The 16572-nt window shown below is 66.7% G+C and carries 12 protein-coding genes and 1 riboswitch; of the genes, 7 read left to right on the top strand and 5 right to left on the bottom strand.

The annotated features are described in order from the left end of the window. Positions 1-47 precede the first annotated feature (47 nt). Positions 48-920 carry an HTH domain-containing protein gene (locus AA983_RS03235; protein WP_197078928.1) on the bottom strand — a complete coding sequence of 291 codons (873 nt, stop codon included), beginning with the start codon at positions 918-920 and terminating at the stop codon, positions 48-50. On the opposite strand from AA983_RS03235, the gene AA983_RS03230 reads away from it, so the two are divergent. The 6 genes from AA983_RS03230 (at position 919) to AA983_RS03200 (ending at position 11743) form a co-directional block, all read left to right on the top strand. After that, positions 919-5712: a type ISP restriction/modification enzyme gene (locus AA983_RS03230; protein WP_047310701.1), complete on the top strand. Its 4794-nt coding sequence runs from the start codon at positions 919-921 to the stop codon at positions 5710-5712. The genes AA983_RS03235 and AA983_RS03230 overlap by 2 nt on opposite strands. A gap of 605 nt (positions 5713-6317) precedes the next feature. Further along, positions 6318-6433: riboswitch (SAM riboswitch) on the top strand. 14 nt (positions 6434-6447) lie between these two features. Beyond that, a complete protein-coding gene (locus AA983_RS03225) occupies positions 6448-7332 on the top strand; it encodes a TauD/TfdA family dioxygenase (protein WP_047310700.1) in 885 nt (294 codons plus the stop codon). Between the two features lie 44 nt (positions 7333-7376). Next, positions 7377-7964: a GNAT family N-acetyltransferase gene (locus AA983_RS03220; protein WP_225911239.1), complete on the top strand. Its 588-nt coding sequence runs from the start codon at positions 7377-7379 to the stop codon at positions 7962-7964. Positions 7965-8081: 117 nt separating this feature from the next. Beyond that, positions 8082-10343, top strand: coding sequence for a carbon starvation CstA family protein (locus AA983_RS03215; RefSeq protein WP_047310699.1), 2262 nt, complete (start codon positions 8082-8084; stop codon positions 10341-10343). Beyond that, a complete protein-coding gene (locus AA983_RS03210; protein ID WP_047311175.1) occupies positions 10336-10572 on the top strand; it encodes a YbdD/YjiX family protein in 237 nt (78 codons plus the stop codon). Before AA983_RS03215 ends, AA983_RS03210 begins: the two co-directional genes overlap by 8 nt. Before the next feature lie 739 nt (positions 10573-11311). Next, positions 11312-11743 carry a pyrimidine dimer DNA glycosylase/endonuclease V gene (locus AA983_RS03200; RefSeq protein WP_047310698.1) on the top strand — a complete coding sequence of 144 codons (432 nt, stop codon included), beginning with the start codon at positions 11312-11314 and terminating at the stop codon, positions 11741-11743. A gap of 22 nt (positions 11744-11765) precedes the next feature. Here the strand turns inward: AA983_RS03200 and AA983_RS15605 are convergent, their stop codons facing one another. From AA983_RS15605 to AA983_RS03175, 4 genes are all read right to left on the bottom strand, one after another. After that, positions 11766-12101 carry a hypothetical protein gene (locus tag AA983_RS15605; protein WP_187036339.1) on the bottom strand — a complete coding sequence of 112 codons (336 nt, stop codon included), beginning with the start codon at positions 12099-12101 and terminating at the stop codon, positions 11766-11768. A gap of 270 nt (positions 12102-12371) precedes the next feature. Then, entirely contained in the window at positions 12372-12848 is a 477-nt protein-coding gene (locus tag AA983_RS03185; protein WP_047310697.1) for a pyridoxamine 5'-phosphate oxidase family protein, read from the bottom strand. 117 nt (positions 12849-12965) lie between these two features. Further along, complete coding sequence (locus AA983_RS03180; RefSeq protein ID WP_047310696.1) at positions 12966-13907, bottom strand: SDR family oxidoreductase; 942 nt, start codon at positions 13905-13907, stop codon at positions 12966-12968. A gap of 233 nt (positions 13908-14140) precedes the next feature. Beyond that, the gene (locus tag AA983_RS03175) at positions 14141-14896 is read right to left on the bottom strand and encodes an IclR family transcriptional regulator (RefSeq protein ID WP_047310695.1); all 756 of its coding nucleotides are present in this window, start codon (positions 14894-14896) and stop codon (positions 14141-14143) included. A gap of 99 nt (positions 14897-14995) precedes the next feature. On the opposite strand from AA983_RS03175, the gene hutH reads away from it, so the two are divergent. Further along, the gene (gene hutH, locus AA983_RS03170) at positions 14996-16555 is read left to right on the top strand and encodes a histidine ammonia-lyase (RefSeq protein ID WP_047310694.1); all 1560 of its coding nucleotides are present in this window, start codon (positions 14996-14998) and stop codon (positions 16553-16555) included. The last annotated feature ends 17 nt before the right edge of the window (positions 16556-16572 follow it).

The following is a 16572-nucleotide window of genomic DNA, read 5'->3' as shown; positions in this document are numbered from 1 at the left end:
ACGACAGCGCCTGCTTCCCGCGGGGAGCAGGCGCTGTCGGTCATGAATCAGGAACCGTCGTCGAGCATCTTGGAGAGTTCACTCAGGACCCGCTTCTTCTCGGTCTTCACGCGGGCTGGGTCGCCGGCCTGGAGGAACTCGACAGCACTGAATCCATCGCCCTGGCGGCGGTTTTGCGGTGGTTCCAGTCCCTCGATGAGAATGGCTTCCATCGTGGAGATCAGGTTTGCGAGGGTGAATGTCGTCGGAGGCTGGGACAGGGTGCCGTCGTTCTTGACCGAGCAGACGCCGAACCATGAGAACCGATCCCATCGACCGCTCAGCCGGTCGCGGGTGTGCTCACCTAATCGAGCTCCGAGTCGTCCGGGAGAGGCTTGTCCGACGTAGACCACGCGGGAGCCATCGTGAAGGAGATAGACGCCCGCCTGCTGACTGAAGTCCACGCGGACGGACCCCGTTTGTTGTTGCCCGAAGAGCCTCGGTCCGCCCTGGCCAGTGGTCCAGAGCACCTCGCCGCGCTGCCAGAACATGCCGAAAGCGTTAATGAGCCCCATGTCGGAGGAGTCGTCCACCGCGTCGTCAGTGACTTCGATGCCCGCGGAGGCCGGAACGACCGCTCGGAGCGCGTACAACCCTCGATCGACTTTGAGGAACGGAGAAGCGTCCCCCTCTTTGCGCAGCGACTCTGAGATCACGGCTGCCACGGTGGCCGCAGGGGTGGCTCCGACCTTCTTGCGAAGGCCCGAGTCGCTGATCTTCCGGGCGACCGAGGCGTAGTGCAGCGGACCGCCTTCCACTTCTAAGACCCGAATGATGGCGTCGCGCCATCCCATGTCAGTCAAATCCTTCTCCTGCTCGCGTCGATCGGACAGATCGCCAGAGGCCTGTCGTTCGGAGAGTACCTGCGAGGATGAGCCCATGTCTGTCACGGTGCATGAGGTTCTCGACGATCTGCGCGAGAAAGCGACGTCTGAGCGCGACAAGGGCTCGCGGTTCGAGCAGCTCATGGCGGCGTACTTGCAGACGGATCCGTTGTTCGCCGATCAGTTCTCTGACGTGTGGTTGTGGCAGGACTGGCCGGGTCGTGACGGCAAGAGCGACACCGGGATTGATCTCGTCGCCGTTGACCGGGTGACGGGCGAGAACGTCGCGATCCAGTGCAAGTTCTACGCCGACAACCACACGGTGTCGAAGGGCGATATCGACTCTTTCCTGTCGGCGTCGGGCACGTCGAAGTTCGGGCAGCGCATCATTGTCGATACGGGCGCACCGTGGGGGAGGAACGCTGAGGACACCATCCGCGATCAGGCCGTTGCGGTGCGCCGCATCAGCCTCGCGGACCTGCAGGAGTCGAACGTCGACTGGTCGAAGTTCTCCTGGTCGGCTCCCGGCACCCTCCCCACGGTGGGCAAGAAGAACCCCCGCCCGCATCAGCGCACCGCGATCGACAAGGTGATCGACGGGTTGAAGACGCATGATCGCGGCAAGCTGGTCATGGCGTGCGGTACGGGTAAGACGTTCACGTCGTTGCGCCTGGCTGAGCAGCAGGTCGGCGCGGGCGGCAGTGTGCTGTTCCTCGTGCCGTCGATCTCCTTGCTGAGTCAGACGGTGCGTGAGTGGGCGGCGAATGCCGAGGTGCCGCTCGACATGATCGCGATCTGCTCGGATCCAAAGTCGACGAGCCGTTCCAACGCGGTCGAAGACATCTCTGCGGTGGACGTCGCGTTGCCGGCGTCGACGAACAACGCGGTCGTGCAGGAGCGTTGGGCGCGCGCAACCGAGCGTTCCGAATCGATGACGGTGGTGTTCTCGACGTATCAGTCGATCGACGTCGTCGCTGCCGCGCAGAAGCATGGCGGCTTCGAAGCGTTCGATCTCATCGTTTGCGACGAGGCGCACCGCACGACGGGTGTGAGCGTCGCGGGGCAGGACGAGTCCGCGTTCGTGCGCGTGCACAACGACGACGTCATCAAGGGCGTCAAGCGTCTCTACATGACGGCGACGCCTCGTATCTTCGGGGAGGACTCGAAGAAGAAGGCACTCGATGGTGCCGCGGAGCTCGCGTCGATGGACGACGAGGCGAAGTTCGGCCCGGAGCTGCACCGCCTCGGGTTCGGGGAAGCGGTCGAGAAGAACCTGCTCACCGATTACCGCGTCCTCATCCTCGCTGTCGACGAGGAGTACGTGAGCAAGAACTTCCAGTCCGAACTTGCGCAGGACGGCGAGATTCAGCTCGGCGATGCCGCGCGCATGGTCGGCTGTTGGCAGGGGCTTGCGAAGCACTTCGACACGGTTGAAGGGGAGAGCCTCGCGCCGATGAAGCGCGCGGTCGCGTTCGCGAAGGACATCAAGACGTCCAAGGCGATCGCTCAGGCCTTCCCGGATGTGGTGAACAAGCACGTCGCTGCCGTCGATCTGCCCGACGACGCCGCCGATGCGCAGTCGAACGACCTGCTGATCGAGATCAAGCACGTCGACGGCTCGTTCAACGCGCTGGCCCGGAACGAGCGTCTCGACTGGCTCAAGGCCGAGCCGGCTGACAACACGTGTCGCATCCTGACGAACGCGCGCTGCCTGAGTGAGGGCGTGGACGTGCCGAATCTCGACGCGGTGCTCTTCCTCACCCCGCGCTCGTCCGAGGTGGACGTCGTGCAGTCCGTCGGGCGCGTCATGCGCAAGGCGCCTGGCAAGGAGTACGGGTACATCATTCTGCCCGTCGCTGTTCCCGCGGGCACGCCGCCTGAGCAGGCGCTGAACGACAACAAGAAGTATGCGACGGTCTGGCAGGTGCTGCGCGCGCTGCGCGCCCACGACGACCGATTCACCTCGACGGTCAACCAGATCGAGCTGAACAAGAAGAAGCCGACGAAGAAGATCGGTATCGCGGGCATCGACGCCGACGGCACCGTCCACACGCCCGATGAGGAAACCACTCAGGGCGAGCTCGACCTCATCTGGGGTGAGTGGTCGGATGCGATCTACGCGAAGATCGTGCAGAAGGTCGGCGAACGCCGCTACTGGGAATCGTGGGCGGCCGATGTCGCGAAGATCGCCGAACAGCACATCGCCCGCATCAACGGCATCCTCACAGGCCCCGACTCTGCCGTGACGGCGGAGTTCGAGCGGTTCCTCGACGGGTTGCGCGGCAACCTCAACGAGGGCATCACGCGTGAGGACGCGGTGGAGATGCTTGCCCAGCACCTCATCACCCGTCCCGTGTTCGAGGCGTTGTTCGGTGGGTACGACTTCGCCGAGCACAACCCCGTTGCGCAGGCGATGGAGAAGATGCTCGCCCTGCTCGACGAGCACTCGCTGGATACCGAGAACTCATCGCTCGAGGGGTTCTATGCGTCGGTGCGTTCGCGCGTGGAGGGCATCGACAACGCCGAGGGGCGCCAGCGGATCATCGTCGAGTTGTATGACAAGTTCTTCTCGACGGCGTTCAAGCGCACCGTCGACAAGCTTGGCATCGTCTACACGCCCGTCGAGGTCGTCGACTTCATCCTGCGCTCTGCGGACGCTGTGCTGCGCGAGCACTTCGGGCAGACGCTCTCGGATGAGGGAGTGCACATCCTCGACGGGTTCGTCGGCACGGGCACGTTCATCGTGCGCCTGCTGCAGCTCGGGCTCATCGAACCGCACGACCTGGCGCGCAAGTACGCCAGCGAGTTGCACGCCAACGAGATCCTGCTGCTCGCGTACTACATCGCCGCCGTCAACATCGAGACGACGTATCAGGACTTGCGCGGGTCGCTGGAGCAGCCGACGGACTACGAGCCGTTCGAGGGGCTGATCCTTACCGACACGTTCCAGTCGTGGGAGAACGACGACCGTCTCGACACCGAAGTGTTCGTGCAGAACAACGAGCGCCTGGAGAAGCTCAAGAAGCTCGATATCCAGGTGATTGTGGGCAACCCGCCGTACTCGTCGGGGCAGGACTCGGCGAACGACAACAACGCGAACGAGAAGTACCCCGACCTCGACGCCGCGATCCGTGATACCTACGCCGCAAAGTCGAGTGCGACGAACAAGAACTCGCTGTACGACTCCTACATCCGCGCCATCAAGTGGGCGAGCCTGCGGATCAAGGACCGCGGCGTCATCGCGTACGTGACGAATGGTGGCTGGCTGGATTCGAACACCGCCGACGGGATGCGCAAGAGCCTCGCCGAGGAGTTCAGCGACATCTACGTCTACAACCTGCGCGGCAACGCACGCACTGCAGGCGAACAGCGCAAGAAGGAGGCAGGCAACGTATTTGCCGCCGGTGGTAGAACGACTGCGGCCGTACTGGTGGTGGTAAAGGACCCTGCCAAGTCGGGCTCCGCGACGATCCACTACACCGACATCGGCGACTACCTCACCCGCGAGCAGAAGCTTGCCAGAGTCGCCAAAGCAGTCGATGTCAAGGGACTCGGAGCCGTGACCATCGCCCCGAACGCGCATGGCGACTGGCTCAACCAGCGCCGCGACGACTTTGAGGCGTTCCTGCCCCTTGCGGCGGACCAGGGTCCGCGAGGAATCTTTCAGGTCGGAAGGCCAGGTGTTCAGAGCAACCGGGACGCTTGGGTCTATAACGCGGGCAGAAAGCGCATTGCGCTTGCCATGCGCCGTGCCGTCCAGACGTATGAAGAAGCCCTCGCTGGCGAGCGGTCCTACGACCCGGCCAGAATCAAGTGGTCCTCTTCTCTTGAATCGCGTTTGGCCCGCGGACAACGCATCGGATTCGACCCCGGCCGCCTAGGGCACGCGATGTACCGCCCCTTCGAAAAGGCCAATCTGGTGATCGACCCCGACTGGTTACACCGTCCAGGAATCCTCCCAGTTTCCTTCCCAGTTCCCAATGTTGACAATTTGGGAATCGTGACGATGGGCCCGCGGGACGTTGCTCTTCCCGCAGTCCAGATGCTCGATTGCGTCCCCGACACAGCGTTGTTCGGTTATGCGACCCAGTTCGTGCCCCGGTACCGCTACGAGAAGGTCGATGCTGACGAAGGCATGCTGTCGCTCGGCACCTCAGCCGCACACGACGTCGTCGACGGATACCGCCGCATCGACAACATCACCGATGAGGCGCTGACGAGGTTCCAGGCGGCGTACGGAACCTCGATCACGAAGGACGACATCTTCTTCTACGTCTACGGGCTACTGCACTCGCCCGACTACCGCGAGACGTACGCGGCGGACTTGAAGAAGATGCTGCCGCGCATCCCGCTCGTCGAAGACGCACAGCCGTTCATCGACGCAGGGCGCAAGCTTTCCGAGTTGCACCTTGGGTACGAGACCGTCGAGCCGTACCCGCTCGAGGGGCTTGATGCGCAGCCAGTCGATGGTCAGGATCCGTATGCGTTCTACGCGGTGGGCGACAAGAAGATGCGCTTTGGCAAGCCGTCGGTCGAGCAGAAGGCCGCGGGTGAGCGTCACGATCGCTCGACGATCCACTACAACGGCCATATCACCCTCTCGGGGATCCCGCAGGAGGCGTACCGCTACATCCTGGGCTCGCGCTCGGCGATCGAGTGGATCATCGACCGCTACTACGTCAAGACGGACAAGGCCTCGGGCATCGTCAACGACCCGAACGACTGGTCGAAGGAGGTCGGCGACCCGCGGTACATCATCGACCTCCTAGCCCGCATCGTCACAGTGAGCCTCGGAACGATGAAAATTGTCGACTCCCTCCCTTTCTTGAAGGCTAAGTCGCAGCCATGAAAGTGACCGGCAAGATCCAGGATGAGAGTGTCAGTTGCGCTCTGGCAGGTGAAAAGTTTGACGGGCACTCCTGCACTCGAACAGCTTGGGGCTTTAGGGGTGTCATTGCGGATGGAACCGTGTGATGGGCCAGGCCTGGAAGGTCTCCGGCCCTCGCCTTTGGCTAGAGATGCCGGGCGAGAAGGAGGCACACCTCGCGGATAGGGGCTGTGAGCCAGGCAAGGTTCGTTGCGGTGTGGCCATTGTGAGCGCGGTTGCCGCGCTTTCACGGATGTCGCGGTGCAGGGAGTGCTTGCGCTTGGCTGGCCATGGAAGGCCATCGAAAGCGAAGCGAGCGGTTCTGCCCGGCCGCGGGTACGGAGTGCCAAAGGCGGCCGTTCGGATCGTTGGCGGGGGTGCGCCAGGATCGAAGCGTTGAAGTGGGAGTCGTCGCCGGTAGGGGCCCCTCGTCGGAGCTCCCTAGTGAGCGACGATCGGAAGGCGATCGACTGCGGGTGTCCAGGTTGCCCGCGACAACAGCACGACCTTCCGTTAGATCCCGCGATGCGGACACTCACCAACCAATAACTGTTCGTTCTGCGAAACCTGCGCTTACGTTATGAGTGGGTCACGAGTTCCGGCGACAAGTCTCGGCTGGCCGGACGGCAACCCTCCGCTGCGGTGGGGTGCCCCGAGTAACGACCTGGCGCGTCGCCGCCCGGCGTCTGCGCAAGCGCAACGAACGAAGAGGTTGTCATGACACTTCTCGCCACCCACGCTCCCGCCACGACGCCCGGCCTGCGCATCGAGCGCCTCGGCCCGGCCCTGGGCGCCGTCATCCACGGCATCGACTTGGCGTCCATCGACGAGGTCGCGGCCTTCGACATCCGCCGCGCCCTGCTCGCCCACAAGGTGCTCTTCTTCCGCGACCAGCACGCCTTCGACGACGATGCCCAGGTGCGCCTCGGCAACCTGCTCGGCGAGCTGACGCCCGGCCACCCTGTCGCTGGCAATCACGAGCGCAGCGAGATCTACAACATCGACTCGAGCGACCCCGAGTTCTCCTTCTCCGACGTCTGGCACACCGACGTCACGTTCATGAAGCGGCCGCCGGCCATCAGCATCCTCCGCGCCGTGACGCTCCCGCCCTACGGCGGCGACACGTCCTGGGCCGACAGCCAGGCCGCCTACGACTCCCTCTCCGCACCCTTCAAGGCGCTCGCCGACCAGCTGCTCGCCGTCCACGACGGCAACCGCGAGTGGGGCGCCTTCCTCAAGAAGAACGGCGGCCACGAGTGGGAGGGCGAGATCGTCACCGAACTGCCCGCCGTCGAACACCCCGTCGTCCGCGTCCACCCCGAGACCGGCCGCCGCGGCCTCTTCGTCAACCCCGGCTTCACGTCCCACGTCAGCGACGTCTCCGAAGCCGAATCGCGTGCCATCCTCGACGCCCTCTACGCCCACCTCACGCAGCCCGAGCACACGATCCGTCACCGCTGGGCGCCCGGCGACGTCGGCATCTGGGACAACCGCGCCACCTCCCACTACGCCAACCGCGACTACACGAACACCCGCGTCATGCACCGCGTCACCGTGCGCGGCGACGAGCCCCGCGGCGTCGACGGCCTGCGCGCTCAGTAAGCGCACCGAAAACTGATCGACGCTCCACCGTCGGGGGTGATGAGATGACCGACATGATCGAACTCATCGCCCCCGACGCCGCGCGCTACGACGACTGGTCGGCCATGCTGCGCGAGTTCCGCGACGCCACCACCGACTCGCGCGACGACCGCTGGGTGTGCGCGGGCGGCATGGACGGATCGGGCTTCTTCGCGGGCACCGACGTCGACATCACCCCCGACGGCTTCGCCGCCTACGTCGAAGACTGCGCCCGCCAGGGCAACACGATGTGGCCGCCGCACACCGGCCTCGTCCACTGCTCCTACTTCTGGATCGTCGACGACGGCGCCCTCGTCGGTCACCTCGCCCTGCGTCACGCGCTCAACGAGTTCCTCTACGAACTCGGCGGCCACATCGGCTACTCCGTGCGGCCGGCCGCTCGCGGACGCGGCATCGCCAAGGAGGCTCTGAAGCTCGGGCTCGCCGAAGCCGCCGCGCTCGACATCGCCCCCGTGCTCGTCTGCTGCGCGCAGACGAACGGCGCCTCGCGCGCCGTCATCGAGGCCTGCGGCGGGCAGCTCGAGGACGTTCGTGAAGACAGCCGCCGCTACTGGTTCGGCGACGGGCCGCGCCCCACCGGCCCCACTGCGTGACGTTCGCCCAAATTCGTGATGCAGGTGTGACCTGCGCGCGCGGTGTCAAAGCCCTGTGACCTACCCGACACCGCATAACGTGGCCCTGCTCACACTCACACGAAAAGGGAGGTCTCCGTGCCCGCGTCGAGCACCAAAACCCCCGAGCGCGACGGGAACACGCCCCCGGTCGCGGTCGACCTACCCCGGCAGATCACGGGACGTCAGAAGATCGTCATCGCCGTCGCGGCCGTCATCGCCGCCATCGGCTGGACGATGGTCGCGTTCGTCCGCGGCGAGCACGTCAACTCGATCTGGTTCGTCATGGCTGCCGTCGGCAGCTACGTCATCGGCTACATGCTGTACAGCCGCCTCATCCAGTACAAGGTCATCCGCCCGCGCGACGACCTCGCCACCCCGGCCGAGCAGTTCGAGAACGGCCAGGACTTCATGCCGACCGACCGGCGCGTGCTGTTCGGTCACCACTTCGCCGCCATCGCCGGCGCCGGCCCGCTCGTCGGCCCCGTGCTCGCCGCGCAGATGGGTTACCTGCCGGGCACGCTGTGGATCATCTTCGGCGTCATCTTCGCGGGCGCCGTGCAGGACTACATGGTGCTCGCCATCTCCACGCGCCGCGGCGGTCGCAGCCTCGGCCAGATGGCGCGCGACACGCTCGGCCCCGTCGGTGGCTGGGCGGCGATGTTCGCCGTCATGGCGATCATGATCATCCTGATCGCGGTGCTCGGCCTCGTCGTCGTCAACGCCCTTGCCGAGTCACCCTGGGGTGTCTTCTCGCTCGCGATGACGATCCCGATCGCCCTCTTCATGGGGTGCTACCTGCGCTTCGTGCGCCCCGGCGCCGTCTCCGAGGTCTCGGGCATCGGCGTCGTCCTGCTGCTCCTCGCCATCGTCGCCGGTGGCTGGGTTGCCGGCACCGACTGGGGCAAGGACATGTTCACGCTGTCGCCGACGGCGCTGTCGTGGGCCATCATCATCTACGGCTTCGCCGCCGCCGTCCTTCCGGTGTGGCTGCTGCTCGCTCCGCGTGACTACCTGTCGACGTTCATGAAGGTCGGCACGATCGTGCTGCTCGCGCTGGGCATCGTCATCGCGCGCCCGTCCATCGACATCCCGGCCATCACGTCGTTCGGCAAGGAGGGCAACGGCCCCGTCTTCGCCGGTTCGCTGTTCCCGTTCCTGTTCATCACGATCGCCTGTGGTGCGCTCTCCGGCTTCCACGCTCTCATATCCTCGGGCACGACGCCGAAGCTGCTGCAGAAGGAGAGCCAGGCTCGCCTCATCGGCTACGGCTCGATGCTCGTGGAGTCGTTCGTCGCGATCATGGCGCTCATCGCGGCCGCCATCATCGACCACCACCTGTACTTCGTCATGAACTCGCCCGCCGGCGTCACCGGCGGTACGCCCGAGAAGGCTGCCGCGTGGGTGAACTCGCTCGGCCTCGGCGGCGACCCGACGTCGGCCACCGAGATCGCGCAGGCCGCGAAGGACGTCGGCGAGGAGTCGGTCGTCTCCCGCACGGGTGGCGCACCGACGTTCGCCTTCGGTATGTCGAACGTGTTCTCGCAGGTCATCCCCGGCGCTTCGATGAAGCAGTTCTGGTACCACTTCGCGATCATGTTCGAGGCGCTGTTCATCCTGACGACGGTCGACGCCGGTACCCGCGTCGCGCGCTTCATGCTCTCCGACACGCTCAGCAACGTCCCGGGCCTCAAGCGCTTCCGTGAGACGTCCTGGAAGGTCGGCGCCTGGATCACGACGTTCCTCGTCGTCGCCGGCTGGGGCTCCATCCTCCTCATGGGTGTCACCGACCCGCTGGGCGGCATCAACACGCTGTTCCCGCTGTTCGGTATCGCCAACCAGTTGCTCGCCGCGGTAGCGCTGACGGTCGTGGTCGTCGTCGTCGTCAAGAGCGGCCACGTGAAGTGGGCCTGGATCCCGGGCGTTCCCCTCGCGTGGGACGTCATCGTCACGATGACGGCCAGCTACCAGAAGATCTTCTCCTCCGACCCGAAGCTCGGCTACTGGGCGCAGCACAAGGCGTTCGTCGACGCCAAGGAGAAGGGCCTGACGAGCTTCAAGACGGCCAAGACGCCGGAGGCGATCGACGCGGTCATCCGCAACACGTTCATCCAGCAGTCGCTGTCGATCCTGTTCGCGGGTCTCGTTCTCATCGTCGTCATCGCCGGTGTCATCGCCGCCATCAAGGCGGTTCGTGCGGGCGAGGCCGACGACGGCGTCACCGACGAGAAGGTGCCTTCGAAGATCTTCGCCCCGGCCGGTTTCTCGGCCACGGACGACGAGAAGGCCGTGCTCGAGCAGTGGCGCGAGGCCGGTCTCGACCCGGAGGGTGCTCCCGCGGGAGGTCGCGTCCATGCCTGAGCAGACGAACACGCAGTGCCGGCTGGAGCAGGAGCAGCCGGGCGGTCTTCGTCGGGCCTTCGACTCGGTGCGGTGGTACTGGGCGTCCGTCATGGGCGACAACCACTACGAGCGCTACCTCGCGCATCACGAGCGCACTCACCCCGGTGAGGCTCCGATGACGAAGAAGGAGTACTGGCGCGAACGCACCGACGCGCAGGACACCAACCCGCGCAGCCGCTGCTGCTGAACGTCGCACAACGCCGGGCCCCGCAGAACCTCTGAGGTTCTGCGGGGCCGCGGCGTTTCCGCCTCGTTCAGATCACGCGCCAGGCCGGTCAATGAACGAGGTGACACGCGTCAGAGGGAATCTGCGGTGTGGAGCTGAACCCGAACTGCGGGGCCGGGGTCACGGGGGCCAGGACGCCGATCGGCTCTCCTTCCCACGAGCCGCTCAGCGTCGCCACGCGGCGAAGGTCCTCGGCGACGTAATACTCGTGCGCCCCGTGGCCTGCGGACCCGTGCTTCTGAACCCCCTCCACGAGGCGACGAGCCAGCGGGTTCGACAATCGTGCCGTCACAGGGTGGATGAGCGGTCCACGGACCAGGCGCAAGGGGTAGCCCAAGAGCCTGCGACGACCGAACGTAGCGCTAAGCCTCGACCGATCGGTGGCGATGACCCACTTCGAAGAGGTGCGCGCGACGTGAACGTCCGACAACGTGACCTGATCGAACTGGTACGTCTCGCAGACGTACGCTCCGACTTCTTCGTTGGGAGCGATGAGTTCGCGCGCCGTCCGGGTGGGCCACCATGATGTCGGCGAACGCGCCGAACGGGGAGCGCTGCCAGCACCCCACGACGAATCGGCGACTACACGGTGTGCCGACGCCCAGGATGTACCCGTCGAAGCGATGTCGGGCGGTAGAGTTCACGATTTTCCCTTCGGAGCCGAATGTCGACGGCTTAGGAGTGTCGGTAAATTCAGGGTATGCGCATATGGAGCCTTCACCCTGCCCAGCTGGACAGACGCGCTCTCGTGGCGGGATGGCGTGAGGGGCTGCTCGCGCAGAAGGTTCTCGCCGGAGAGACCACGGGGTACAGGAACCACCCGCAGCTGCTGAGGTTTCGTGCCACCGACGACCCGATCCGCGCCATCACGTCGTATCTTTGGCGACTCGCTGAGGAAGCGGATCGACGTGGCTACACGTTTCGTTCGGACAAGCTTTTGAGGCCCCTCGAGCCCTCCGTATCGCTGACGCTCGCGCAAGGGCAACTCGATTACGAGTGGGCCCATCTGTGCCGAAAGGTCGAGCAGCGAGACCCGCCGTGGTTCCGCGCGCACTTGGCCGCGAGCGCGCCGCGGCCGCATCCGATGTTCACGCTGATTCCCGGCCCCGTCGCCGAGTGGGAGATAGTGTGAGCGATGCCGGTAGCGGCCGCGCTCACCCAGCCGGTTCCTGAGATCCGATGATGCGGCTCAGAGTTCTCACGTATCCGGCACGAACGAGAGGCACCGCCAACCACGCGACGATGTCGGGCAGCCCGTGAACGCTGTACGTCTGATGCCAGTCGAGACGGCTCCCGCCATCGACGTCACTCAGGCGCACGGTGATTGTGCCACCGAACACTCGCCCGACCTTCACGATTCGAGCCTCCGCCGGCGGATCCCAGCGGTCGACGCGCATGACGTCGTCGATCGTCAGGGGCCCGAGGTGCGTGCGGGCGTCGAACCGTGACCCTTCTCGCAGGCCGCTCTCGTGTCCGACTTCGGTGGGCACGAGGGTCACGGTGGTGAACGGGATCACGCGTGAGTGAATCTCGAGATCCCACAGTGCGTCCCACACGGCCGACCGAGCCTGGGCCGAACTCCGTGTGATGCGAAAGCTGGGCGGACGTCTCATAGCACCTTTCGCGGTTCGAGGTGTGACGGCAAGTGCCGTCAGCGTCGGAGTGCTCGGTTCGAACGAGCCGTCGGCCGGGGGCCACGCGCACCCGGCCGACACCCGAGCATTCGGCGAGCGATAGCTCTGACGCGTGCTCGTCCGGATCTACATCTCGGTCGTCGCGCTGATGGCGGACGGGCGCTCACCGGTGACGCGGGCCTTCATGATACTCGCGAGCGCTGAGACCTTGCCGCCGGGCTGCCCCCAGAACTGGGCCGAGTCGCTGACGAAACGGATGACGCCCAGGTCCGGGTCCTCCTTGCCGCCGTCGAACCACGCCGCCACGCCGTCGTCCCACAGCTGCTCAACCTTCCGCCTGTCGTCAACGAACTCGATGCGACCAGCGACGGAGAGCCAGGAGCCGGTTTCGGCGAAGGCGAGGTTGACCTCCGGCTGGGTGCGCAGCGCCTGAGCCTGCTCGCCCTGAAGACCGATGAAGAACCAGACGTCGGCGTCTTCGGTGACCTGCTTCGGGGTCATCGGGTGGCTGTGCAGCGTTCCGTCGTCGGCGATCGAGGTCATCATGACGAAGCGCTCACCGCGCATGATCTCGACGACTTGTTCTTGCGTGATCTCGGACATGTCGGACCTTCTATCGCTGTCTCGGCGGGGGCGAACCTCCGTCGGGGCGTTACGTTGCTCTCTTGCAAAGCTAACGAGGCGCCGTCGGGTGTCACTACCTCCGGTGGGGTGGCCGCTTCACGGCTCCAGGTTGCGCCGGCGGGATCGGTCGCCGAGTGAGGTCAGCACCTTGACGAGTTGCCCGGCGGACGGCGCGAGTTCGGCACCCGGTATCGGCTTCGTGGCCCCGTCCACCGGGCCGGGAAGCAACCTGTTGACGACGCCGAGGAGGCGGGTCGTCAGCCCCGGCGCGAGGCCGTGGACGCGCGCGCCCACCTTTGCCGCGGGGGTGAGGATGACGTAGGGCTTGCCGGCGAGGACCCCGCCGACGATGGCGTGCGCGGCGCGTTGGGCATCCATGCTCACGAGGGGCAGCGATGCGGCGGGCGCGAACCAGGCGTACTCGCGCTGACGGTCACCATAGAACTCGGCGGCGGCGTGCGAACCGGTGCGCATCAGACCCGGCGCGACGACGCTGGCCGTGACGCCGCTGCCGGCGAGCGAGGCCGCCAAGCCCTCCGTGAAACCGACCGCGGCGAACTTGGCCGTCGAGTAGGCCAGCAGGTGTGGCGCGCTCAGCATGCCGCCGATCGAGGTGACGACTGCGAAGCGGCCGCGTTGCCGCTCGCGCATACGCGCGACCACGGCGTCCGCGAGGTTGACGGGCCCCCACGCCATGATGTTCATCGCGTGTTCCATGTGCCCACGCGTCGTGTTCTCGGCCGGGCCCACCTCGATGATGCCTGCCACATGGATTGCCACGTCGACCGGGCCGACGGTGGTCTCGACGTCTTCGACCGCGTCGGCAACACTGCGCGCATCGGAGGCGTCCATCACGGCCGTGTGGACGAACGTTTCTGGTACCCCTTGGCGGGTGATCCAGCGGGCCGCCGCGTCGAGCGTTTCCTGAGAGCGGGCAGCGAGCACGACCTGGTGCCCGCGCTTCGCGAGGTCGGCGGCGACGAGCAGTCCCAAGCCTCGGGAGGCTCCCACGACGAGAGCGATCGGTCGGTCGTTCATGGTTGCATCTCCGATGCTGTGAGAGCGGGCGGGGTGTCAGGACGGGGCCGGGCGGCCCAGCCCAAGACCATCGGGTGACGGCGGGTGCGCAGTGGTCAGCGGCAGTCACCGACCTCATCGGCGCCCACGTTCGATCGTCACAGGCCGTCGTGACCACGCCAATGGGTCGTGGCATGTGCCACCCGAAGGTGCGGGTCAGCGGGCACAGCCGCCAATGCCGAGACCCCGCTGCCTCATCCAGCCAGACGAGACGTCAGTTCTGTAGCGGCATCCTTGACCACTGTGGCGTACTCGGTCTCGCGGTCGCCCGCGTCCTGAGGCCACGTGACGGCGAGGCTCGCGGCAGGCAGGCCGTTGAGGTCGAGGGCTGCCGCTGCCACCGTCTGGAAGCCCGGCGTCACGCGCCCGACCTCCCGCGCGTACCCGCGCTGACGCACCTGCGCGAGCTCCGAACGCAGGCCCGCCACCGTCTCCGGCTGATCCGCCCCGGAGTTGCGCTGCACGAGCCCCGCGCCGGAGGGGAACAGCGCCCGCACCTGCGCGGCCTGCAGGTGCGCGAGCATCGCCATCCCGCTCGCCGTCACGTTCGCAGGCAGGCGCACGCCGACGTCCGTCACGAGCGGTGAAATCCCGAGCGGCCGCTCCTCGATGACGTACAGCACGTCCGAGCCGTGCAGCACCCCGAGGTGCGCTGCCTGCCCCGTGCTCTCCGCCAGGCGCGTCATCACCGCGCGGGCCATGCGCTGCAACGGCTGCTGCCGCGAGTAGGCCGAGCCCAACTCGTACGCCGCGATGCCCAGCCCCCAGCGCCGCGTCTCCTCCGAGTGCGTGACGAACCCCGCGTCCTTGAGCACCCCGAGCAGCCGGTACGTGGTCGACCGTGGAAGCCCCAACTCGCGCGCCAACGTCGCGGCAGGCTGCGGCGACGGTCGCCCCGCGAGCAGCTGCAACAGGGCAATGACCTGGGCGGCGGCAGGGGCAGAACTCACGCACCAACGGTAGCCATTCGAGGGCAACTGTCTCAATCCTGGGACAGTTCGCGTCGCCCGTGTCACGCCGCGCCCGGGCTCGCACGATGCAATGGGCGCATGACTTCTGCAGCACAGCCCACCGGCAGCGTCACCGTCGGCGTCGGCCCACTCACGATCGACGACGTCGTCGCCGTCGCCCGCCACGGCGCCACCATCGAGCTGAGCGCCGACTCCGTCGCCGAAGTCGCGAATTCCCGCGCTATCATCGACGCCCTCGCGAGCGACACCATCCCGCACTACGGCATCTCGACGGGCTTCGGCGCGCTCGCGAACACGAGCATCCCGCCCGAGAAGCGGCAGAAGCTCCAGCGCAGCCTCGTCGCCTCCCACGCCGCGGGCTCCGGCGAACCCGTCGAGCGCGAGATCGTGCGCGCCCTCATGTTGCTGCGCATCTCCACCCTCGCCACCGGCCGCACCGGCATCCGCCCCGAAACCCTCGACGCGTACATCGCGATGCTCAACGCCGGCATCACGCCGCTCGTGCGCGAGTACGGCTCCCTCGGCTGCTCCGGCGACCTCGCGCCGCTCGCGCACTGCGCGCTCGCGCTCATGGGCGACGGTGAGGTGGCCACCGCCGACGGCGACGTCGTCCACGCCGCCGACGCGCTCAAGGCCGCGGGCATCGAGCCGGTCGTCCTGCAGGAGAAGGAGGGCCTGGCCCTCATCAACGGCACCGACGGCATGCTCGGCACCCTGTGCCTCGCCATCGCCGACCTGCGGATGCTCCTGTCGACCGCCGACATCGCCGCGGGCCTCTCGGTCGAGGGCCTGCTCGGCACCGACGACGTGTTCGCCGACGACCTGCAGAAGCTGCGTCCCCACCCGGGCCAGGCCAAGTCGGCCGCCAACCTGCGCAAGGTGCTCGACGCCAGCGGCATCCGCGATTCGCACCGTGACCCGCACGCCTGCACCCGCGTGCAGGACGCGTACTCGCTGCGCTGCTCGCCGCAGGTCATCGGCGCCGCCCGCGACACCCTCGACTACGTCACCACCGTCGCCGAGCGTGAGCTCGCCGCCGCCGTCGACAACCCCGTCGTCACGCTCGACGGCCGCGTCGAGTCGAACGGCAACTTCCACGGCGCCCCCGTCGCGTACGCGCTCGACTTCCTCGCCATCGTCATCGCCGACGTCGCCTCGATGAGCGAACGCCGCACCGATCGCTTCCTCGACCGCGCCCGCAACAACGGCCTCCCGCCGTTCCTCGCCGACGACCCCGGCACCGACTCGGGCCTCATGATCGCCCAGTACACGGCGGCGGGCATCGTCAGCGAACTCAAGCGCCTCGCGAACCCGGCCAGCGCCGACTCGATCCCCAGCAGCGCCATGCAGGAAGACCACGTCTCCATGGGCTGGGCCGGTGCGCGTAAGCTGCGCCGCTCCGTCGACGGCCTGAAGCGCGTGCTCGCCATCGAACTGCTCACCGCCACGCGCGGCATCCAGATGCGCGCCCCGCTCACGCCGGGCCCGGTCGGCGCCGCCGTCATCGAAACGCTCGACGGCGCGGGCCGCCCCGGCCCCGACCGCTACCTGTCGCCCGAGATCGAATCCGTCGTCGCCCGTGTCGCCGACGGCGACGTCCTCGCCGCCGCCACGCGCGCAGCCGGCGACTTCAACTGACCCCCAGCACGAACCGA

The organism is Dermacoccus sp. PE3, from assembly GCF_001021715.1.
In the GTDB taxonomy this organism is placed as follows: domain Bacteria; phylum Actinomycetota; class Actinomycetes; order Actinomycetales; family Dermatophilaceae; genus Dermacoccus; species Dermacoccus abyssi.
Note: the sequence above shows the minus strand (reverse complement) of the source record. Positions and strands in the feature narration are given on the sequence as shown.

Coding starts and splice junctions, on each gene's coding strand:
- AA983_RS03225 (WP_047310700.1), top strand. CDS start 6,448: ATGACACTTCTCGCCACCCACGCTCCCGCCACGACGCCCGGCCTGCGC.
- AA983_RS03180 (WP_047310696.1), bottom strand. CDS start 13,907: ATGAACGACCGACCGATCGCTCTCGTCGTGGGAGCCTCCCGAGGCTTG.
- AA983_RS03220 (WP_225911239.1), top strand. CDS start 7,377: ATGACCGACATGATCGAACTCATCGCCCCCGACGCCGCGCGCTACGAC.
- AA983_RS03185 (WP_047310697.1), bottom strand. CDS start 12,848: ATGTCCGAGATCACGCAAGAACAAGTCGTCGAGATCATGCGCGGTGAG.
- AA983_RS03235 (WP_197078928.1), bottom strand. CDS start 920: ATGGGCTCATCCTCGCAGGTACTCTCCGAACGACAGGCCTCTGGCGAT.
- AA983_RS03230 (WP_047310701.1), top strand. CDS start 919: ATGTCTGTCACGGTGCATGAGGTTCTCGACGATCTGCGCGAGAAAGCG.
- hutH (WP_047310694.1), top strand. CDS start 14,996: ATGACTTCTGCAGCACAGCCCACCGGCAGCGTCACCGTCGGCGTCGGC.
- AA983_RS03200 (WP_047310698.1), top strand. CDS start 11,312: ATGCGCATATGGAGCCTTCACCCTGCCCAGCTGGACAGACGCGCTCTC.
- AA983_RS03210 (WP_047311175.1), top strand. CDS start 10,336: ATGCCTGAGCAGACGAACACGCAGTGCCGGCTGGAGCAGGAGCAGCCG.